At 40.4% G+C, this 21,248-nt stretch carries 18 protein-coding genes and 2 rRNA genes; 10 read left to right on the top strand and 10 right to left on the bottom strand.

What is annotated here, in order from left to right; genetic code table 11:
- On the bottom strand, positions 1–485 hold a 485-nt coding region (locus tag AC5YCE_RS14245), incomplete at its 3' end, for a transposase (RefSeq protein ID WP_496170869.1).
- A 429-nt stretch (positions 486–914) separates the two neighbouring features.
- Here AC5YCE_RS14245 and rplM point away from each other — a divergent pair.
- The 9 genes from rplM (at position 915) to AC5YCE_RS14200 (ending at position 6,896) form a co-directional block, all read left to right on the top strand.
- Positions 915–1,343: a 50S ribosomal protein L13 gene (gene rplM / locus AC5YCE_RS14240; RefSeq protein WP_496126280.1), complete on the top strand. Its 429-nt coding sequence runs from the start codon at positions 915–917 to the stop codon at positions 1,341–1,343.
- A 12-nt stretch (positions 1,344–1,355) separates the two neighbouring features.
- Positions 1,356–1,742, top strand: a complete 387-nt coding sequence (gene rpsI / locus AC5YCE_RS14235; protein WP_004647927.1) for a 30S ribosomal protein S9 — start codon at positions 1,356–1,358, stop codon at positions 1,740–1,742.
- A 544-nt stretch (positions 1,743–2,286) separates the two neighbouring features.
- Positions 2,287–2,940, top strand: coding sequence for a glutathione S-transferase N-terminal domain-containing protein (locus AC5YCE_RS14230; RefSeq protein ID WP_496172477.1), 654 nt, complete (start codon positions 2,287–2,289; stop codon positions 2,938–2,940).
- A gap of 42 nt (positions 2,941–2,982) precedes the next feature.
- Entirely contained in the window at positions 2,983–3,417 is a 435-nt protein-coding gene (locus AC5YCE_RS14225) for a ClpXP protease specificity-enhancing factor (RefSeq protein ID WP_496172476.1), read from the top strand.
- 16 nt (positions 3,418–3,433) lie between these two features.
- Positions 3,434–4,084 carry a hypothetical protein gene (locus AC5YCE_RS14220; RefSeq protein ID WP_496172475.1) on the top strand — a complete coding sequence of 217 codons (651 nt, stop codon included), beginning with the start codon at positions 3,434–3,436 and terminating at the stop codon, positions 4,082–4,084.
- Between the two features lie 460 nt (positions 4,085–4,544).
- On the top strand, positions 4,545–4,904 hold the full coding sequence (locus AC5YCE_RS14215) for a roadblock/LC7 domain-containing protein (RefSeq protein WP_496126276.1): 360 nt from the start codon (positions 4,545–4,547) through the stop codon (positions 4,902–4,904).
- Positions 4,905–4,968: 64 nt separating this feature from the next.
- A complete protein-coding gene (locus AC5YCE_RS14210) occupies positions 4,969–5,925 on the top strand; it encodes a hypothetical protein (protein WP_496172474.1) in 957 nt (318 codons plus the stop codon).
- A 12-nt stretch (positions 5,926–5,937) separates the two neighbouring features.
- A complete protein-coding gene (locus tag AC5YCE_RS14205) occupies positions 5,938–6,471 on the top strand; it encodes a GTP-binding protein (RefSeq protein WP_496126274.1) in 534 nt (177 codons plus the stop codon).
- A gap of 11 nt (positions 6,472–6,482) precedes the next feature.
- Positions 6,483–6,896 (top strand): roadblock/LC7 domain-containing protein, encoded by a 414-nt coding sequence (locus tag AC5YCE_RS14200; RefSeq protein WP_496126273.1) that lies wholly within the window; start codon positions 6,483–6,485, stop codon positions 6,894–6,896.
- A gap of 69 nt (positions 6,897–6,965) precedes the next feature.
- Here the strand turns inward: AC5YCE_RS14200 and AC5YCE_RS14195 are convergent, their stop codons facing one another.
- From AC5YCE_RS14195 to AC5YCE_RS14170, 6 genes are all read right to left on the bottom strand, one after another.
- The gene (locus AC5YCE_RS14195; protein ID WP_496172473.1) at positions 6,966–8,906 is read right to left on the bottom strand and encodes an acetyl/propionyl/methylcrotonyl-CoA carboxylase subunit alpha; all 1,941 of its coding nucleotides are present in this window, start codon (positions 8,904–8,906) and stop codon (positions 6,966–6,968) included.
- A gap of 88 nt (positions 8,907–8,994) precedes the next feature.
- Complete coding sequence (locus AC5YCE_RS14190; protein ID WP_496172472.1) at positions 8,995–9,828, bottom strand: enoyl-CoA hydratase/isomerase family protein; 834 nt, start codon at positions 9,826–9,828, stop codon at positions 8,995–8,997.
- 11 nt (positions 9,829–9,839) lie between these two features.
- Positions 9,840–10,997 carry an acyl-CoA dehydrogenase family protein gene (locus AC5YCE_RS14185; protein ID WP_496126270.1) on the bottom strand — a complete coding sequence of 386 codons (1,158 nt, stop codon included), beginning with the start codon at positions 10,995–10,997 and terminating at the stop codon, positions 9,840–9,842.
- A 98-nt stretch (positions 10,998–11,095) separates the two neighbouring features.
- On the bottom strand, positions 11,096–12,709 hold the full coding sequence (locus tag AC5YCE_RS14180; RefSeq protein WP_496126269.1) for an acyl-CoA carboxylase subunit beta: 1,614 nt from the start codon (positions 12,707–12,709) through the stop codon (positions 11,096–11,098).
- 21 nt (positions 12,710–12,730) lie between these two features.
- A complete protein-coding gene (locus tag AC5YCE_RS14175; protein WP_496126268.1) occupies positions 12,731–13,603 on the bottom strand; it encodes an SDR family oxidoreductase in 873 nt (290 codons plus the stop codon).
- Positions 13,604–13,693: 90 nt separating this feature from the next.
- Positions 13,694–15,505, bottom strand: a complete 1,812-nt coding sequence (locus tag AC5YCE_RS14170) for an acyclic terpene utilization AtuA family protein (protein ID WP_496172471.1) — start codon at positions 15,503–15,505, stop codon at positions 13,694–13,696.
- 161 nt (positions 15,506–15,666) lie between these two features.
- Between AC5YCE_RS14170 and AC5YCE_RS14165 the strand changes: the two genes are divergently transcribed.
- On the top strand, positions 15,667–16,284 hold the full coding sequence (locus AC5YCE_RS14165) for a TetR/AcrR family transcriptional regulator (protein ID WP_496172470.1): 618 nt from the start codon (positions 15,667–15,669) through the stop codon (positions 16,282–16,284).
- A gap of 63 nt (positions 16,285–16,347) precedes the next feature.
- On the opposite strand, the gene AC5YCE_RS14160 is transcribed toward AC5YCE_RS14165, so the two are convergent.
- From AC5YCE_RS14160 to AC5YCE_RS14150, 3 genes are all read right to left on the bottom strand, one after another.
- Positions 16,348–17,511, bottom strand: coding sequence for an acyl-CoA dehydrogenase family protein (locus tag AC5YCE_RS14160; RefSeq protein ID WP_496172469.1), 1,164 nt, complete (start codon positions 17,509–17,511; stop codon positions 16,348–16,350).
- A 522-nt stretch (positions 17,512–18,033) separates the two neighbouring features.
- Positions 18,034–18,148, bottom strand: a 5S ribosomal RNA gene (rrf, locus tag AC5YCE_RS14155).
- 184 nt (positions 18,149–18,332) lie between these two features.
- Positions 18,333–21,229, bottom strand: a 23S ribosomal RNA gene (locus AC5YCE_RS14150).
- Positions 21,230–21,248: the final 19 nt, after the last annotated feature.

The raw sequence follows: 21,248 nt of genomic DNA, 5'->3' as shown, positions 1-21,248 counted from the left end.
GCAATTTCACCAAATTGATTCATCGCAATATGTAATTTACAGCCATAAAACCAGCCCATTGAGCTTCTACCACGTGATGCAATTTGGACTAATGATTTATGACGCTGAATACGTTGATTTTTACAAACTGGCAAAGTTGTTGAATCAATCCATAAATATTGTGTACCTTGACCTTTCATCAGTGCCACATGTAAAGCGTGTAGAGCTAATTGATGCCTATTGATCAGATGAATCATCCGTTGGTAACAGGGTAAGCTTTTAAATAAATGATTTTTATCCTGTTTCAACCATGTAAAAAAGGCTTTGAAATTAGTGAAATGAGAACATTTATACCAGATAGCAATAAAAGTGATTTCTGAGATACTCAAGTGAGCGGTTCGGACTCTTGAGAAACGACGACTTTGTTTAAGGAAATTCCAATAGGTTGCTTCAAATTTAAGAAAGAAATCATCAATTAAACAGAATAATTCGGTACTATTAAACATAGGGACTAGAGTTTTAAGTTTTGTGTGGTAACTCAACTGATGGCTCTAGTCCTCTTATTTTTCAAGTCAATTTCTTATCCGCGATTCGGGTTATCTAGGTTATAAAACAAACACTCGAATCAAAAAAACAAATTTAGACAAATAACCAAATTAAACATATGATTTATAAAGATTATATTAAAAATATTGCAACAATGAAAAAATGAATCACTCATCCAAATGTGATTCAACTCACATTATAAAATTAAAGATGAAAATTAATCTTCGATTATCTTTTAAACGCTTTCAATTGCGGACGATTTCAATTAAAATACAGCGCTTGAAATTTTATATTTCGATTGTGGATCTATTGGTTTTCCTTTAGAATTCGCACTCCTTTTTGTTTGGACAGATTCCACCGTCCAAACCAACTATAATAGGTAGTGGTTAATGAAAACTCTCAGCGCTAAGCCAGCTGAAGTTCAACACGACTGGTACGTTGTTGATGCTTCTGGCAAAACTTTAGGTCGTCTTGCGACTGAAATCGCTCGTCGTTTACGCGGTAAGCATAAAACTTCTTATACTCCTCACGTTGACACAGGCGACTATATCGTTGTTATCAATGCTGAAGAAATCACTGTGACTGGTAAGAAGTCACAAGATAAGAAATACTATCGCCATACTGGTTTCCCTGGTGGTATCCGTGAGACTAACTTTGAAAAGTTAATCGCTCACAAACCTGAAACAGTTTTAGAAAAAGCTGTTAAAGGTATGTTACCTAAAGGTCCTCTTGGTTATGCAATGATCAAAAAAATGAAAGTGTACGCTGGTACTGAGCATCCACATACTGCTCAACAGCCACAAGTTTTGGACATCTAAGGGATACAGCACATGGCTACTAACTATGGTACAGGTCGCCGTAAGACCGCAACTGCACGTGTTTTCCTATCAGCTGGTACTGGTAAACTCGTAATCAACAACCGTACTCTTGAACAGTACTTTGGTCGTGAAACTGCTCGTATGGTAGTTCGTCAACCATTAGAACTTCTTGAAGTTACTGAGAAATTTGACCTTTACATCACTGTTGCTGGTGGTGGTATTGGTGGTCAAGCAGGCGCTATCCGTCACGGTATTACTCGTGCATTGATCGCTTCTGACGAAACTTTAAAACCTGCGCTTCGTCAAGCTGGTTTCGTTACTCGTGATGCTCGTGAAGTTGAACGTAAGAAACTTGGTTTACGTAAAGCTCGTAAACGTCCTCAGTTCTCTAAACGTTAATTCGTTTACCGAATCGGACAAAAAACCTCGGCTTATGCCGAGGTTTTTTTATGTAGCTCTATTTTATCTAATAACACTTAAATCAATAATGTCTGATTAAATCCATAATCAGCCATCGAATAACATCACTTGCTATAAGCGAAACTATTAAAAAATAAATCGCCTTAACTTGATGCTTTTCATTTATTTTTTTAAACAATAGATATTCAAAGACATAAAGATAGACAGGAATCAGAAAAAAATCACTGTGTAAAAAAGTAGGAAATAGGAAAGTTTCAAGAATAACAAATACCAAATCGCATCAAGAAATCTCTCGTGTATAGAAAGATTTAAGGTACCTTGATATCGACGTTTGTAAGGAAATAGTACAAGCAAGAAATATTGAACAATCACGTATACTAAATTTATTTTTAAATATGTATAACGCATATCTTCCTAATTAGATGAATTGTCCATAAATGAGAATTGAATGATCGCAAAGTCTCCGTGATTTTATTGTCTAAGTTTAGTATCCTATCTGATTCACTTTAGCTTGCTTGTTTTTATGTCTGTTGAGAATACTCCGCTTCAAGGTATTACACTGTATAGCCATGCAGATGACTTTCGCTCTCACTGGATTCGCTTCCTTCTTGCAGAAAAACAAATTAAACATCATTTAATTATCGCCGATGATCAAGATGAAGATCTGGCCACGCTCAATCCCTATAATCGCCTGCCCATGCTTTTGGAAAATGATTTAAAACTATTTAATACCAGTATTATTTCTGAGTATTTAGATGATCGATATCGTCAAAATAAACTCTATGCGGATGCACCAGCGCCTCGTGCGGAACAAAGACAATATATTTGGCGCTTTGAGCAAGATTGGTTAAAGCTCGCAGATGTAATGCTTTGTCATGCCGATACTTTGAATCCAGAACAAAAGAAAAAAGCGCAAAAACAACTCAAAGATACTTTAATTTCTTTAACCCCTTTATTTCAACATTATCCTTACTTTATGTCGGAGCAATTTTCTATTTTGGATTGTATGCTCGCACCGATTTTTCTAAGACTGGGTTTAATGGGTATAGAACTCCCTAAACAGCAATGTCGCCCAATCCATTTATATTGCCAACGTATCTTTAATCGTCCAGCATTCTCAAAGTCTTTAACATTGCAGGAAAAGAATCGCTATAGTGCATATCTAAGTCAACAATAGTACCATTAAGCTTAGATTAGCAAATTTTATGGGTCATCTCTCATGTCTGAACAAGAATTGAATTTAACACCGACACGTCCATACCTTGCTAGAGCAATATACGAATGGATCTGCGATAACAACTTAACCCCTTATATGCTTGTCGATGCAACTAAGCCATTTACAGAGGTTCCAACGCAGTTCATTCAAGATGGGCAAATTGTACTGAATATTGTTCCACATGCAGTACATAAGCTCAATATGAGTAATGATGCTGTAACCTTCTCAGCACGTTTTGGTGGTGTATCTCGAGATATTTATGTGCCATTCAATGCCGTTTTAGGTTTGTATGCAAAAGAAAATGGTCAAGGATTGTTCTTCGATCCTGAAGAATATTCCAATGCACAAGTGACTGAAAATCAAGTAGAATCAAATCATAACGAAATTGAACAAATAGAAACACCGAAGAAAAAACCAAGTCTAAGGATTTTAGACTAAATAATAGGAGAAATTGATGGCTTTTGATTTAGTACAATATTTTGCTGAGCAGATTAAGAGTCAAAAGCCTCAGCTTCTGAGCCAGTATTCACCAGAACAGCGTTGCCATTATCTCAATGAACTTAATGCATTAAGTTTAGGACGATTAATTAGTCTTTGGCGCAAAGATGAAGATAAAATTTATCAAGAAATTCATTCTCAAGACCCATTATATGTTCAAGAAGTGTCTCGACACTTAACCACTTCTAAGCAAAATCAATCTGAACTTGCAAAACCTGAACTTGAGCAAGCAACAAGCGAAATTCTTAGCTTCCAACTTTCAGAGCTAAAACAATTGGACGAAACAGGCAATTATAAACAGTCTGGCATGCGTGAGTTGCTATTCGGTCAAATAGAACACCTATCTGGTCTAGCAAAGGATTGGGTTTGGTCAACAAATGAACTAAATGAGTTAATTGGCTCTCAACCGATCATTGAAGACGAGATATCATTAGATCAAACGATGAAGGAGTTTAATGAAATGGTTAGTCACGTACATAATGATTCACATGAAGTTGTTGAACCTATAGTTACACCAGTGCCTACTTGGTCAAAAATTGTAGAACCTGCTGTTGCTATTTTTGTTTTAGCCATTCTTTACTGTGCTTTACAAACGGTATTCGCTTAATCCTATACCTCAGTTGTGACATATTTAATGCCTAATTTATAATTAGGCATTTTTTATTGAATCAAGCTTTTAATCTTCATATAAAAATAATAAATATCTTTTAATATTAAGATTCAGTAAACACAATGATTACTAAAAATAATTTAGACATAAAAAATTATTCAAATAAGATAAAAAATAATTACTCTACAACTAAAATTAAAAATTTTTAAATATTAAAAAAATAGATTAAACATGAAAATTTAGTAATATTTGTGATTAAAGTCACATAATAAATTAAAACACAAACTCATTTCACATGCTTAGCCAAACAAATTGTTATTATGTATTGTTGATTTTTTATTATCATTATTTATACTCAGTAGACCAGTTTAAATACTATGATTAAGATTAATTTAATTAAGATTATTTACTGGTACTCAATGATAATCGAATACAAATATTAAGAGAGAAATAGATTATGGCTAAAGTTACTTTACAATCACTAGAATCAATCGATGGATTTTGTGCAGCAGCATTAGTTGACGGGGAAAGTGGATTAGCACTAGCAGTCCAAGGTGGTAGTGGCATTGACCTAGAACTTGCAGCTGCGGGTAATACTGAAGTTGTTCGCGCAAAACGAAAAGTAGCGAAAGCATTAAACCTAAATGATTCAATTGAAGATATTTTGATTACTTTAGGTAAACAGTATCACCTTATTCGTCCTTTAGAGAAAAATGAAAATATTTTCTTATATCTAGTATTAGATCGTAGTAAATCTAATTTAGCTATGGCACGCCATGAGTTAAAAAGCTTCGAAAATGAATTAGATTTTTCATAATTCTAAATTGCCCATTTATATTGAGTAAATGGGCTCTTTGCTCACCTATTATGAAAGAGTTAAAATGAACAACAAAGTTATCAATATTGCAATATCTGGGTTGGGCTCAATAACCATTGATGAAATAAAAAAAAGAATAATAAAAAATGCTCCAAATTCTATTAATATGAACTGGACAACCCTCAATGATTCTAATTTAGATTGCATTTTGATTAATGATGCTTTTTTTGAAAGTAAACATATTCAAAAAATTATTACCGAAAGAAAAATCCCTTTTTTAAAAATCACTATTAAAAGTATCGATAAAAATCATGCTGACCCCAACTTATTCTCTATATCCTTAAATGATGACACACCCATAAATACCCTAATTCAAAAGTGTATTAATTTTAAATATAACTTGACACAACCTGCAATTGAAAAAATTGAGTCCAATATACCTTTAAAAACATATCATTTTTTTAACGGTCTCTACTCTGAGTACTGCCATAAGCTTACTTTAAGAGATCAAAATGGTATTGTCGCTGTGATTGATCACCATGCACATGCTGCATGGCCTTACCTGTTACGCAAAATTCCAAGATCAGATCCGTCTATTCATTACAATGATGCTGTGACAGCGGATTTAATGCAAATATCACGCAAGCATCAAGTCAATTTAGAAAACTGGGTCTTTGAACTGATTTATAGCTCAAATTATCTTTTAGAATTGCCTGAAGTATCGGCTTATTTTAAAATTAAATATTGGCCTCAGCCTTTATTTTCCGAAACAAAACCTATTCTTCAATTATCAGCAGCATTTATGATAGGCGCTCAAATTTCAGATGTTTCTGAGAAATTAGACATTCCTGTTTACATTGTTCAAAAATATATTGCCGCCAACCAAGCTATTCATAATATTGAACCCATTTCAGCAAAAAATGCCAAATTTGGTGTCGACTTAAACACAGCAGTGGCTATAGAGGAACAAAGTTCCACACTCAGTTTTTTTAAAAAACTTAAACGAAAATTTGGTTTTTAGCAGAAGGTTCATATGATTATTCAAAAGCACAAAATAGTATTCGCAGGCTCGATGGGTTCAGGCAAAACTGAAGCTATTAAATCATTATCGGATATTTCTGTTCTATCAACCGAAGCATATAACACTGATGAACAATCTCATAAAAAAATGCATACTACAGTGGGCATCGATTATGGGGAGATTACGCTTGAGGATGATATTAAAGTTGGGCTCTATGGTACTCCAGGACAAGATCGCTTTAATTTTATGTGGGGAGTGATTAGCCAAGGTGCTATTGGGGCGATTATTTTAGTCGACCACACTTTAAAAAATGCCATTGAAGATCTTGAATACTATATTAATTTTTTCAAAGATCATACAGACAACATCATCATCGGTATTACACACACTGATGCAAACTTAGATAAATCTACACATATTTATCGTCAATGGTTAATAGAGAAGAAACAAAACTATCCTCTTTTCTTTATTGATGCTCGCAAAAAGATGGATGTGCTTTTACTCATCGAAGCATTAATTACAAAACTAGAAATTGAACACATGTAAGGCTTTTATTTATGATTCCTGCTCTAAAACAAAGACAAGTTCCTGATTCACTCATTAGGATTGCAAAAGATCAAATCAATGATGTCCTCCTGAATGTTAAAGGTGTCGACTTCATTATGATTTGTTCATCTGATGGTTTTGAACTGGCAACAGTTTCTCGACGTGATGCATTAAACTCAAGTAAACTCGCAGCAGTGAGTAGCTCAATACTTGCAATGGTTAGTGCTTTTTTGAATGAAATACAATTAACTGGCTGTCAAAGTATTACATTAGATGCTGAAAATGGGAAAGCCATTTTAACTGCAGTTCCGTCTGAAAAGAATCCAATGGTTATTGTGACTTTAGCGGCTAAAGATGTTCTTCTTGGACAACTTCTCTATAGTCTAAAACAAGCAAAACAAGTCATCCTTCAAGCAGATCAATAATTTTTTAATGGTCTCTGCAAAAATGACCCGCCTAAGCGGGTCATTTTTCAATAATAAATATATCTAGCATTAACCATCAATATTGAGTAAAACTTGTCGTTTTTTTACTTGTTGTCCGACTTGTCCCACAATTTCGCCCACAACACCATCAACATCTGACTTGATTTGCTGTTGGATTTTCATGGCTTCTAAAATGAGTAATGTTTGACCCTTAGTGACCGCGTCACCTGCATTTACTATAACATTGATAATCGATCCATCCATTGGTGCACGAATTTTACCATCACCCGCAACTTCGGCAGTTTCAGGGGGTAAATAGGTAATATTTTCTACCGCAATATTACCGTTGGCTGCATCTAGATAAACAAAGTTAGCTTCGATTGCATAATCTATCTTACGGCGTACACCATCAATCATGTAAATCAATTGTTCATCTGATTTATCCAAAAGATGAATTGTCTGCATTTCACCACAGGCTTCAACCGTGACCGCGGAACCCTCTCGCTTCACGATCAAATCAAGTTTTTGCTCATCGTAACGAAGTTTGAGAGGTAGAGATAATGAAATCCCTGTATTCCAACTGCTTTGGGTTGATGCATTGGTCAATAGCGATGCCACCAATGCCAAGCTTTCCAACTTCAGACTTTGCTTATTTAAACTGACGTCATCTTGGAAATGTTCTTGAATAAAGGCAGTATTGGTATCTCCTTTCACAACGACAGGGTGACGGAGCAAATTAACCAAAAACTCTTTATTGCTGTTTACACCCAACAAGACACTTTCTTCGACTGCGCGTGCCAGTGAACGAATAGCATCTGTACGTGTTTCACCATAGGCAATCACTTTCGCAACCATCGGATCATAAAACGGACTAATTTCACCTTGTGCCAACATGCCATGGTCTATACGAACATTTTTAGATTCAACAGGTTTCCAACGTAAGATTTTCCCTGTTTGCGGTAAAAAGTCTAAGCGTGGATCTTCGGCATAAAGACGTACTTCAATCGCATGACCTTTTAAAGTCAATTCAGATTGCTGCAAGGGTAATGTCTCACCATTCGCCACGCGAAGCTGCCACTCAACCAAATCCAGACCCGTGACCATTTCTGTCACCGGATGTTCGACTTGTAGACGTGTATTCATTTCTAGGAAATAAAACTCACCCGATGCATCCAATAAAAATTCAACTGTCCCTGCGCCAACGTAATCACAAGATTGAGCCGCGGCAACAGCAGCCTCGCCCATACGTTGACGTAATTCTGGTGTCATCACTGGACAAGGTGCTTCTTCAACCACTTTTTGATGACGGCGCTGAATCGAACAATCGCGTTCAAATAGATAGACATAGTTGCCATGCGTATCGCCAAAAACTTGGATTTCTACATGGCGTGGAGCAATCACTGCTTTTTCAATAATCAGTTCACCTGAACCAAAGGCATTTTCAGCCTCAGAGCGTGCGGTCTTTAATGCTTCTAGCAGATCTGCTTCTTGGTGAACCAAACGCATACCACGTCCACCACCACCAGCAGAGGCTTTAACCATCAGAGGGAAACCGACTTTACGTGCCTGCTCTGCAAGAAAATCAATATCTTGCTGATCACCTTCATAGCCTGGTACACAGGGTACACCCGCTTGAATCATGGCAATCTTAGACAGGCGTTTACTCCCCATGAGTTCAATTGCACCAGATGGTGGACCAATGAAGGTAATCCCATTTGCTTCACAAGCTGCTGCAAAGTCTGTATTTTCTGATAAAAAACCATAACCTGGATGTACAGCATCTGCACCCGTTTTCTTACAAGCTTCAATAATTTTAGGAATCGACAGATAGGATTCTGAAACTTTCGATTCACCAATAAATACGGCTTCATCTGCCAATTGAACATGACGTGCATGCTGATCAGCCTCAGAATACACCGCAACTGTTTTATACCCCATCGCTTCGGCAGTTTGCATCACACGTACAGCAATCTCACCACGGTTAGCCACTAATACTTTTGAAAAAGCCATATGATCACCATTATTATTTTTAAAACCTCCTCGATTTAACAAGGAGATATTTCCATTCTTTTACTTTGACTTAAAGCCAATAGCGCAATTAATCATCCATCCAATTTGGATTACGCTTTTGAATAAAGGCCATCGTACCTTCCATACCTTCAGCACTATTGACTGCCTCGGCAAATTGCACAGCAGCATCATCTAATAAAGTATTTAAAGGTTCATGTTGTGCGCGGTGGATCAATGCTTTGGTTGCACGAGAAGCCAATGGCGCAGTCCGTTTAATTTGATCTAGCGTTTGTTCAATCAACTGTTCAAGTTCACCTGGTGTTTTAGCAACCTCATGCACTACACCAACATGAAGTGCTTTTTCACCACTAAAACGTCCACCTAAAAGTGCTAAACGACGTGCTTGAGTCAATCCAACCCGCTTCACAACGAATGGAGCAATTTGTGCAGGTAAAATACCTAAACCAGTCTCAGGTAAACCGAATTGTGCATCTGCATGTGCAATCGCAACATCAGACACACAGGCCAAACCGAAACCACCACCCAATACCGCGCCTTCTAATACTGCCACTACAGTTTGCGGTGCTTGATCAACCAGCTCGATCATCGAACCAAAGACACGATTGAAATCGATATAAGGCGTATTGCTCCCTACATTCATCGCTTCATCACGAATGCCTGCCATATCTTTGATATCTCCACCGGCACAGAAATGATTGCCATGTCCACGGAAAACCACGGCGCGAATAGAGGTATCATCGGCAATCGCCTTAAATACACTCATGATCGATTTGACCATGTTAAGGCTCATTGCATTGCGACTTGCAGGACGGTTCAACCATATTTTTAGGATGGAACCGTGTTGTTCTAATTGAATACTGTCATCTTCTAAGATGCGATTGAGTGGATGTGAATAGGTCATACTCATACTCCTTATTTACGTTTACCCGGTAAGGTATCCATAAGTTTGCAGATGATACCAAGCATGATTTCATCAGCACCACCACCAATCGAAACCAAACGCCCATCGCGATAAAATTGTGCGGCAGGGTTATCTGCCATAAAACCATTCCCGCCCCAGAACTGTAAACAACTATCTGCGACTTCACGTGTTAAACGCCCTGCTTTCAGTTTCGCCATAGAAGCAATTTGAGTCACATCCTCACCAGCGATATGCAGTTCACAGGCACGATAGTTCAATGCCTTCAGCGCTTCTACTTCAGTCATTAACTCTGCAAAACGAAAATGAATATATTGATTATTAATCAACGGCTGACCAAATGTCGTACGCTCACGTGTGTACTGAATGGTCTTTTCAATACAGTTCAACATACCCCCCATTGCATTTGCAGCACCCCACATGCGCTCTTCTTGGAACTGTAGCATTTGCATCATAAAGCCCATGCCTTCCGTGCCCACCAAGTTACGTTGCGGAACACGTACATTGTCAAAGAACACTTGCGCCGTGGTACTTGAACGCATCCCCAACTTATCTAAAGGTTCAGAGAAACTGATCCCGGGTGTATTTGCAGGCACCACAATCATCGATTTATTGAAATGCGGTTTGCCCTCAGAAGTATTCGCCAACAAACAAAAGAAATCAGCTTGTAATGAGTTGGTGATCCACATTTTATGACCATTGATAATATAGTCATTACCATCTTTTGTTGCTGTGGTTTTCAGTGCTGCAACGTCAGAGCCAGCTTGAACTTCAGACACAGCTATCGCTGCCACTTTTTCACCCGCAACAGCAGGTGTTAAGAATTCATCTCGTAACTCTTTGCTACCAAAACGAGCGATCGCTGGGGTTGCCATGTCCGTTTGCACACCCATTGCCAGTGCCACACCACCTGAATTAATCGCACCTAACTCTTCAGCCACGACTAAATTGTAAGAATAGTCGAGGGCTAAACCACCATTTTCCTCAGGTTTGCAAATCCCCAAAAGCCCCAAGTCTCCCATTTTTTTGAAGACTTCATGAATGGGGAATCGACCTGCCTTTTCCCACTCAGCAGCAAATGGGTTAATTTCATTTTCTACAAATTGGCGTGTTGTACGACGTAAAGCATCATGTTCTGGTGTAAATTTCATATTGAATATCCTTAATTTTAATTTTGTTCATCTATTTCTTTTACTTGTAACGCATTAATCTTTGCAAAATAACTGTGAGAAAAAGCACCTGTGAGAAATTAGAAACGTGACACCCCAAATCGTGTTGGGTTCAATTCACGTTTCTCCGCTTCATAAATAGTTTGTAATAAGAAAATGAGTACTTTACGTGTATCTCGTGGATCAATGATGCCATCGTCATGCATCATCGCTGTGTTAAATAGTGCAGTAGATTGAGATTCCAACTTCATCGCGGTACTTTGCTCTAAGAAATCGAGCATCTGCTCGTTGGGCTCCATGCCCGAAGCTTTCTGCTTCCCTTCCGCTACAATACGAAGTACTTTACCTGCCTGTGCTGAGCCCATGACAGCAACATGGGAATTGGGCCATGCAAAAATAAATTCTGGTCCGAGTGGACGACCACACATGGCATAATTACCTGCCCCATAAGAACCATGTGCAACAATGGAAATCTTAGGCACAGTACAATTGGCAACAGCTTGAATCAGTTTAGAACCATGTTTAATAATGCCGTTTTGTTCGGCATCAGTACCCACCATGAATCCTGTGGTGTTATGCAAGAATAAAATTGGGCGACGTGTTTGTTCACATAAATGAATAAATTGGGCTGCTTTGGCTGCGCCTTGTGGCGTAATTGGGCCATTATTGGTAATGATCCCAATATGTAATCCACCAATTTGCGACCAGCCACATACCGTATGTGAGTCATATTCGTTCTTAAATTCAAAGAAATCTGAATCATCAACAATACGTGCAATAATCTCTTTCATATCCAAAGGTTGCTTTGGATCACTCGGAATAATCCCCAATAACTCTTCTGCTGAATAACGCGGTTCTTTATATTCAACATTGAGCCTTTCGGTGTGTTCTTTCCAATTCAAATGTCCAAAAATTTCACGTGCAATACGAATACCATCTGCATCATTTTCTGCTAAATACTCTGCTGTACCTGCAACCTGAGCATGCATTTCTGCACCACCTAATTCCTCAGCAGTCGCCACTTCACCTGTCGCTGCCAACAGTAATGGCGGTCCAGCAAGCAACATTTCAGTTTGCTTACGGACTGTAATCACATAATCAGACAGCCCAGGTTGATACGCTCCACCTGCGGTGGCATTACCATGAACCACAGACACTTGCGGAATACCCATCGCTGACATACGCGCTTGGTTGGCAAAGGTCGTACCACCTGCTGTGAACACTTCAGCTGCATAATTCAGGTTAGCACCACCACTTTCCGCTAACGTAATGATTGGTAATTTTTGCTTCATGGCAATTTGTTGCAAACGCAGCGTTTTATGCACACCCATCGGTGCCATTGTTCCACCTTTGATTGCACTATTACTTGCAGTCACCAAGCAACGCACACCATTGACAAAACCAATGCCTGCAATAATGCCTCCCCCTGCATCAGATCCATCTTTATCATCATGCATGTTGTAGCCAACTAGACCACAAAGCTCTACAAATGGTGAATCTGCATCGAGTAATAAACGTACACGCTCATAAGGCAAAATTTTACCTTTCTTCTCAAATTTAGCTTTTGCAGCATAAGAGCGTTCAACCCCCTTTTGTTGAACGGCACGCACTTCCTCCAGTTGAGCAAGTAGTGCTTTCTTATTGGTTTCAAAAACTTCACTTCCGACTGTAACTTCAGATTGGAGTATCGTCATGATGGTGATCCTTCAAATTAATTACTTTTTGTTTTTAATAACATCTGGAATAAATGCGCGGTGGAACCCATTAAAAGATTCGCTATTTTTAGCATCAGACAAGGGGAAAATACGTGTGCCTTGAGATGCAGCCCCATCTATACGCAGTGTCACACCAGAGACAAATGCAGCAGCATCTGAGAGTAAATAAACGATTGCAGATGAGACTTCAGACTCGGTTCCCATACGTTGCAGGGGAACATTGCCAGACAAATTTGGAATGATAAATTCAGCCACAGGACCAGAATAGGTATCCATCCCTGAAGAAAGAATCCAACCCGGTGCAACAGCATTGACGCGAACACCGGACTTACCCCATTCGACAGAAGCTGTCTTGGTCAAGTTGTCAACACCTGAACGTGCAGCTCCCGAATGACCCATTCCCGGCATACCACCCCACATATCAGCCGTCATATTGACGATGCTACCGCCATTTTTTTCCATCCATTGGTTATAGGCTTCACGCATCAAAAAGAAGGTTGAGTGCAAGTTATTACGAATCACGGCATCAAAACCATTCGCCGAAATACTGTCTAAAGTCGATGGAAATTGACCGCCGGCATTATTCACCAGACCATTAATTCGACCAAACTGAGCAATCACCTCAGCAATCATATCTTTGACTTGTTGTTCTTCACGGTTATCACAAACAATTGTATGAACTTTACCGCCATCTTCGGTAATTTCTTGGCTCACTTTATCGAGCTTCTCTTGCTTACGTCCTGTGATCACCACTTGGGCGCCGAGTGCAGATAATTCATGTGCCGTACAACGACCAATTCCTGATCCACCACCTGTAACGATAACGACTTTATCCTTAAAGGCGTCTGCTCTAAATATTGAGTGATAACTCATCTGCTTATTCTTCCTTTCTGAATCTTTTTATTTATACTGCTTTAAAATTGATAATTTTGGGGCGACTACACTCACCTCAAATATTATTTTTTAATTCTTGAGTAATGATGCTGGAATTTTTACTGGCATATCGAGTAACTGCTGTGCAAATGCCTTACCTTGTGGATCAATACGCAGACTTGCGATACCACCACCGCCAAGTGCATTTTCAAGCAGAATATTCAGTGCATTCATCCCCGGTAATTCATAACGAATAACCTTGTTGGATTGCCCTTCTGCTGTTCCTTCAAATACATGTTTCATGTATTCCGCGACATTTTCCTCAGTCAGTGATGCACGAATCCAAGGTAGGAATTCAGGTTGACGCGCGATTATGCCGATATTGCTGTAGTTCCCTTTATCGCCACTACGCGCATGTGCAACAGTCACCAATGGCACTTCAATTTCCTGACCTGTCAACTGAGCAACCTCACCCGCAGGCAAAGTATTGACATTAAGGTCATTGCCCTTTGGAATTTGCACGCTATGACGTGCGCCATTGAGATCAACCTCAATGTTCAGCTGATCTTTATCGACCAAGAATGAAAATAATTTAATCACTGGTGATGGCTTAGGACGACCACCAACAATACCTGTCAGCGCTGGAGCCATACCTGTCGAGGCTTGAGCAATTTCAGAAGCAAAGAACATACAGGCCTCTTTGAACATATGTTTGACTGCAATTTTTACCACGACTTCACGACTTCCATGAATCCGTCGATGTGCGCCATAAGTTGATTCTGTACCTAAAATTTCGACTGATTTTTCACTAAATGGAGGTACTGAACGTAGCGCAAGTACGCGCTCAACTTTGGTTAAAATTGCATTGGATACAGCCAGTGCTTTTTCTTCCGCATCCTGACCAGCCAACATAAAGCTCACCAAAACACGATGACCATCTGGATAAGTGGTGCTGACTTTATATTGATTGGTTGGTGCTGTACCTGTTGCACCTGACACCTTGACACGATGCTCACCGACTTGTTCCAGCTTCACTTGACTAAAATTTGCCGTCACGTCTGGTAATAAATACGCTTGAGGATGTCCAATTTCATACACAATCTGCTCAGCAACGGTACCCACAGAGACCAATCCACCTGTACCTGTAGGTTTAGTCACCACAAAAGAACTGTCCGCAGCCACTTCAACAATTGGGAAGCCCATATTGTCAAAGCCTTCCACTAAGCGCCAATCGGTAAAGTTTCCACCTGTGCACTGAGCGCCGCACTCAATCACATGTCCTGCCAGTGAGCCTTGAGATAATTTATCGTAATCATCAAGTGACCATTGATATTCATGTAATAAAGGTCCGAGCACCACTGCCGAATCAACGACACGCCCTGTGATTACAATGTCTGCGCCCAAGTCTAATGCATCACGAATTGCAACAGCACCTAAGTAAGCATTACTACTCGCAACATGCGCTGGGAGGTCTTCACCACTAAACATTTCTTTAATATTTTTCTTTTGAAGTTCAGGATGTTGATCCATTAAATCATCACCAAGAACCACTGCAACTTTTAAATCTAAACCCGCATTGCTAATGACTTGCTGCAATGCATCACGGCACGCGAGAGGGTTCACACCACCTGCATTGCTGACGACTTTAATTTTTTTATCCGCTATCTTTTTAATCAATGGCGTCATCACACGACTGACAAAATCAAGTGCATAACCATGCGAAGGATCTGTCATTTTTGCCTTTGCCATAATCGACATAGTAATTTCTGAAAGATAGTCAAATACCAGATAATTAATATCTGACATATGTACCAACTGAAAGGCAGCGGTATTTGTGTCACCCCAAAAGCCTGAAGCACATCCAATTTTTACAACTTTTTGATCATCCTGATTAATTGTCATTGCTTTCTCATTATTCTGATTAGAATTTAACCCCAATCTACCAAGCAAGCGCTTGGTTTGTAAAGTGCAAAATGTTATGATTATTTGCAAATATGCTTAAAACTGAATAAGGACAACAGTTTTAAAGGAATCTAATGATAAAAATAGGATAAAATAACAAGATGATTGCGACTTCTATTGACCAGATACAACCGATTGCATGCTTCGATGACACACCTCGTGGGCGCTTACTGTTGGGTGCAGCCTATTTATTTCACAAACAGGGCTATGCCAAAACCACGGTTCGCGAACTTGCCCAATTTATTGGCGTACAATCAGGTAGCCTATTCCACCATTTTAAAACCAAAGATGACATTCTCGCGCATGTGATGGAACAAACCATCATTTATAACCATGCATGTCTACAAACTGCGATTCAATGTTCGAATGATCCCGAGCAACAACTCAAAGAATTGATCCGTGCTGAACTGCAAGCCATTTCAGGTGATACAGGTTCAGCAATGGCTGTATTGGTCTATGAATGGTTTGCACTGTCGCCAGAAAATCAGCAAAAGTTATTAAAACTACGAAATGATTATGAAGGAATTTGGCTGAGTGTCATTCAAACGTTGCATGATCAAGGTAAAATTAAACATGATCCTTTTATTTGGCGTCGTTTAATTGGTGGCTCTATTGCTTGGACCGTGACTTGGTACAGTGTAGATGGCAAATTATCATTGGACCAATTAACCGACATCGTTTGGGATATGACACTTCATCAGTCTGCTTCTCTTGGCTAGAAAAAATAGGTGACTTAAAAGCCACCTATTTTGATTCCATTTTATTTGCTTATCGGTTTGATATTAAAAACCTAATTGACGGCTTGCCAAATCTTTCATGATTTCTTCTGCACCACCACCAATCATATTCACTTTTACCTCACGATAGATTCGTTCTGACTTCATTCCACGCATAAAGCCCATACCACCTAGCGTTTGAACGGCAGCATCTGCACAAAATTGCATGGTTTGTGTCGCAACATTTTTTAGCATACAAATTTGTGCAATCATTTCGTTGCCCTGAAGCTCAGGACGCCCCATCTTGTATGCAGTATCTTCAAGCATGGTTCGGGTCATTTGTAAACGTGTCGCCATATCAACCAACTTATGACGAACCACTTGATGATCGACCAACCGTTTACCAAATGTTTTACGTTGTTGCGCCCAATCTAAAGCCTCTTCATAGCACACTTTGGCATAACCATAACTTCCCGCCGCTAAGAAAAAGCGTTCCATATTGAAGTTATTCATGATCACAAAGAAACCCATATTTTCGGGACCAATCAAATTTTTTCCAGGCACGCGAACTTGATCAAAATTTAAGTGTGCTGTATCCGATGCCCACCAACCCATCTTATCCAATTTATTCTTGGTAATCCCTGCAGAATGCGCATCAATCAATAACATTGAAATACCATTTGGACCTTTGGCTTCAGGATCTGTCCGAACAGCAACCGTGTAATAATCCGCACGAATACCTGAGGTAATAAATGTTTTTTCACCTGTGACAATATAATCATCACCGTCTTTAACTGCTTTCGTCTGTAAGGCAGCTACATCTGAGCCACCACCAGGTTCAGTAATGGCTAAAGCTGATATTTTTTCACCTGATAAAATTTGTGGTAAAACCTCTGCTTTTATTTCTTCGCTTGCGAAACTATTAATGGGTGGTGCGCCAATCATATGCGACAGCAATGATGCAACTAGACCTCCTGAAGCACACTTCGCTAATTCAACACAACCGAGTAACGTATAGAATGCATCTGTCTCCGTCGTCCCCCCATATTTTTCATCAAAACCTGAAGCCATCAAGCCTACTTCGGCCGCCTTTTTATATAACTCACGTGGAAATGTGCCAGCTTCATCCCATTCATTTACATACGGTGTAATTTCTTTTTCTACAAATTTTCTTACAGCATCAGCGAATGCAAAATGTTCATCAGTATAATAAATTGGATTGTATTGCATCAAATATGTTCCTGAAATTATTTAAATCCTTCAAACTCATACTGACATTTCTTATTCAAATTTTAATAGCAAGAAGCATCAATTTCTTAGCATTAATCAACAAACTTCAATTTTACAGATAGTATAAGATTGATTATTCAAGAGTTATTAAGGCTTATGATCTATTTTTAATAACAATCTTGTTAGAACATTTAATGGTGCTAGCGGTCGAATAAGTAAAAATTAGAATTCCTCAGCAATTAAAAATCCTGATCAATCAGATCACAATATTGCACTCTTTATAATGATAAAAGATTTATATCACCACATGTGACCACCTATGTTGTTTTCATTTTTTCTTTATGGAAAAACTAAAATTTTTTAAAAAATACTTAAGATAATCTCGTTCTTGTTGCTTTTGGGCTGACCTAGTCATCTAAATAATTCATACTTTCTGATATTTACAAAGATTGTAATTTTTAGAATACTTTAAACATAAAAAAACACCCCCTTCGTTTGAAGGGGGTGTTTTTAGGAATAATGAGCTGGCGATGACTTACTCTCACATGGGTAACCCCACACTACCATCAGCGCAAAGAGGTTTCACTTCTGAGTTCGGGAAGGGATCAGGTGGTTCACTCTTGCTATTGTCGCCAGCACAACTGTTGTGACTTTGCTTGGGTCTTATTCACATCGTTTGATGTATGCCGTTGCTTGGTCAAAGAAGTTATTAACAGATATATCTGAGTTGAATATTGTGATACTAACGGCTTACTGAATCAAGCTATTTTGATGTATATCGAATCAATTGAGCTTTTATACAACAACTGTTTGGGTGTTGTATAGTCAAGCCTCACGAGTAATTAGTATTGGTCAGCTTCACATATCACTATGCTTCCACATCCAACCTATCAACGTTGTAGTCTTCAACGGCTCTTTAGAGGACATAAAGTCCTTGGGAAATCTTATCTTGAGGTAGGCTTCCCGCTTAGATGCTTTCAGCGGTTATCCCTTCCGAACATAGCTACCCGGCGATGCGACTGGCGTCACAACCGGTACACCAGAGGTTCGTCCACTCTGGTCCTCTCGTACTAGGAGCAGATCCTCTCAAATTTCCAACGCCCACGGTAGATAGGGACCGAACTGTCTCACGACGTTCTAAACCCAGCTCGCGTACCTCTTTAAATGGCGAACAGCCATACCCTTGGGACCTGCTTCAGCCCCAGGATGAGATGAGCCGACATCGAGGTGCCAAACACCGCCGTCGATATGAACTCTTGGGCGGTATCAGCCTGTTATCCCCAGAGTACCTTTTATCCGTTGAGCGATGGCCCTTCCATACAGAACCACCGGATCACTAAGACCTACTTTCGTACCTGCTCGACTTGTGGGTCTCGCAGTTAAGCGCGCTTTTGCCTTTATACTCTACGCGTGATTTCCGACCACGCTGAGCGCACCTTCGTACTCCTCCGTTACTCTTTAGGAGGAGACCGCCCCAGTCAAACTACCCACCAGACATGGTCCTCGCTCCAGATCATGGAGCAGAGTTAGAACCTCAATATTACCAGGGTGGTATTTCAAGATTGGCTCCACTCGAACTAGCGTCCGAGTTTCAAAGCCTCCCACCTATCCTACACAAGTAAGATCAAAGTTCAATGTCAAGCTGCAGTAAAGGTTCACGGGGTCTTTCCGTCTAGCCGCGGGTACACCGCATCTTCACGGCGAATTCGATTTCACTGAGTCTCTGCTGGAGACAGCGCCCCCATCATTATGCCATTCGTGCAGGTCGGAACTTACCCGACAAGGAATTTCGCTACCTTAGGACCGTTATAGTTACGGCCGCCGTTTACTGGGGCTTCGATCAAGAGCTTCGCTTACGCTAACCCCATCAATTAACCTTCCAGCACCGGGCAGGCATCACACCCTATACGTCCACTTTCGTGTTTGCAGAGTGCTATGTTTTTAATAAACAGTTGCAGGGGCCTGGTTTCTGTGGCTGCTCGCCGCTCAAACCGCAAGGGTTATCACCGCCAGCAGCGTACCTTCTCCCGAAGTTACGGTACCATTTTGCCTAGTTCCTTCAGCAGAGTTCTCTCAAGCGCTTTGGTCTACTCGACCTGACCACCTGTGTCGGTTTCGGGTACGATTCCTGTGTAACTGAAGCTTAGAGACTTTTCCTGGAAGTATGGTATCAGCCACTTCACTGCACAAGTGCAGCTTGCTATCAGTTCTCAGCATAGAGTACCCCGGATTTGCCTAAGATACATGCCTACAACCTTTCACCTGGACAACCAACGCCAGGCTGACTTAACCTTCTCCGTCCTCTCATCGCATTACACAGAAGTATTGGAATATTAACCAATTTCCCATCGACTACGCCTTTCGGCCTCGCCTTAGGGGTCGACTCACCCAGCCCCGATTAACGTTGGACTGGAACCCTTGGTCTTTCAGCGTGCGAGTTTTTCACTCGCATTGTCGTTACTCACGTCAGCATTCGCACTTCTGATACCTCCAGCAGACTTCTCAATCCACCTTCATCGGCTTACAGAACGCTCCCCTACCACTTGCAATAAATTGCAAATCCGCAGCTTCGGCACATAGTTTTAGCCCCGTTACATCTTCCGCGCAGGCCGACTCGACTAGTGAGCTATTACGCTTTCTTTAAAGGGTGGCTGCTTCTAAGCCAACCTCCTAGCTGTCTATGCCTTCCCACATCGTTTCCCACTTAACTATGATTTTGGGGCCTTAGCTGGCGGTCTGGATTGTTTTCCTCTTGACTACGGACGTTAGCACCCGCAGTCTGTCTCCCGGATAGTACTCATTGGTATTCGGAGTTTGCATCGGTTTGGTAAGTCGGGATGACCCCCTAGCCGAAACAGTGCTCTACCCCCAATGGTATTCGTCCGAGGCGCTACCTAAATAGCTTTCGGGGAGAACCAGCTATCACCAGGCTTGATTAGCCTTTCACCCCTATCCACAAGTCATCCCCTGGCTTTTCAACGACAGTGGGTTCGGTCCTCCAGTTAGTGTTACCCAACCTTCAACCTGCTCATGGATAGATCGCCTGGTTTCGGGTCTACACCCAGCAACTAAACGCCCTATTAAGACTCGATTTCTCTACGGCTCCCCTATTCGGTTAACCTTGCTACTGAATGTAAGTCGCTGACCCATTATACAAAAGGTACGCAGTCACCGGACACAATGCCGGCTCCCACTGCTTGTATGCATGCGGTTTCAGGATCTATTTCACTCCCCTCACAGGGGTTCTTTTCGCCTTTCCCTCACGGTACTGGTTCACTATCGGTCAGTCAGGAGTATTTAGCCTTGGAGGATGGTCCCCCCATATTCAGACAAGGTTTCACGTGCCCCGCCCTACTCGACATCATCATATCAGCCCTTTCGTGTACAGGACTATCACCCACTACGGTTGCACTTCCCAGAGCATTCCACTAGAACTGATATGACTTAATGGGCTTTTCCCCGTTCGCTCGCCGCTACTAAGGGAATCTCAATTGATTTCTTTTCCTAAGGGTACTGAGATGTTTCACTTCCCCTCGTTCGCCTTGCAACACTATGTATTCATGTTGCAATACCTACCTTATGGTAAGTGGGTTTCCCCATTCAGAAATCTCCGGATCACAGGATATTTGCCGCCTCCCCGGAGCTTATCGCAGGCTATTACGTCTTTCATCGCCTCTGACTGCCAAGGCATCCACCACATGCACTTAATTACTTGACTATACAACCCCAAACAGTCG

This window comes from Acinetobacter sp. CY79 (assembly GCF_059515845.1).
Note: the sequence above shows the minus strand (reverse complement) of the source record. Positions and strands in the feature narration are given on the sequence as shown.

Excerpts from the sequence above, each read along its gene's own strand:
- AC5YCE_RS14215 (WP_496126276.1), top strand. The coding sequence starts at position 4,545 with ATGGCTAAAGTTACTTTACAATCACTAGAATCAATCGATGGATTTTGT.
- AC5YCE_RS14210 (WP_496172474.1), top strand. The coding sequence starts at position 4,969 with ATGAACAACAAAGTTATCAATATTGCAATATCTGGGTTGGGCTCAATA.
- AC5YCE_RS14230 (WP_496172477.1), top strand. The coding sequence starts at position 2,287 with ATGTCTGTTGAGAATACTCCGCTTCAAGGTATTACACTGTATAGCCAT.
- AC5YCE_RS14185 (WP_496126270.1), bottom strand. The coding sequence starts at position 10,997 with ATGAAATTTACACCAGAACATGATGCTTTACGTCGTACAACACGCCAA.
- rplM (WP_496126280.1), top strand. The coding sequence starts at position 915 with ATGAAAACTCTCAGCGCTAAGCCAGCTGAAGTTCAACACGACTGGTAC.
- AC5YCE_RS14200 (WP_496126273.1), top strand. The coding sequence starts at position 6,483 with ATGATTCCTGCTCTAAAACAAAGACAAGTTCCTGATTCACTCATTAGG.
- AC5YCE_RS14225 (WP_496172476.1), top strand. The coding sequence starts at position 2,983 with ATGTCTGAACAAGAATTGAATTTAACACCGACACGTCCATACCTTGCT.
- AC5YCE_RS14190 (WP_496172472.1), bottom strand. The coding sequence starts at position 9,828 with ATGACCTATTCACATCCACTCAATCGCATCTTAGAAGATGACAGTATT.
- AC5YCE_RS14170 (WP_496172471.1), bottom strand. The coding sequence starts at position 15,505 with ATGACAATTAATCAGGATGATCAAAAAGTTGTAAAAATTGGATGTGCT.
- AC5YCE_RS14175 (WP_496126268.1), bottom strand. The coding sequence starts at position 13,603 with ATGAGTTATCACTCAATATTTAGAGCAGACGCCTTTAAGGATAAAGTC.
- AC5YCE_RS14165 (WP_496172470.1), top strand. The coding sequence starts at position 15,667 with ATGATTGCGACTTCTATTGACCAGATACAACCGATTGCATGCTTCGAT.
- rpsI (WP_004647927.1), top strand. The coding sequence starts at position 1,356 with ATGGCTACTAACTATGGTACAGGTCGCCGTAAGACCGCAACTGCACGT.
- AC5YCE_RS14220 (WP_496172475.1), top strand. The coding sequence starts at position 3,434 with ATGGCTTTTGATTTAGTACAATATTTTGCTGAGCAGATTAAGAGTCAA.
- AC5YCE_RS14180 (WP_496126269.1), bottom strand. The coding sequence starts at position 12,709 with ATGACGATACTCCAATCTGAAGTTACAGTCGGAAGTGAAGTTTTTGAA.
- AC5YCE_RS14205 (WP_496126274.1), top strand. The coding sequence starts at position 5,938 with ATGATTATTCAAAAGCACAAAATAGTATTCGCAGGCTCGATGGGTTCA.
- AC5YCE_RS14160 (WP_496172469.1), bottom strand. The coding sequence starts at position 17,511 with ATGCAATACAATCCAATTTATTATACTGATGAACATTTTGCATTCGCT.
- AC5YCE_RS14195 (WP_496172473.1), bottom strand. The coding sequence starts at position 8,906 with ATGGCTTTTTCAAAAGTATTAGTGGCTAACCGTGGTGAGATTGCTGTA.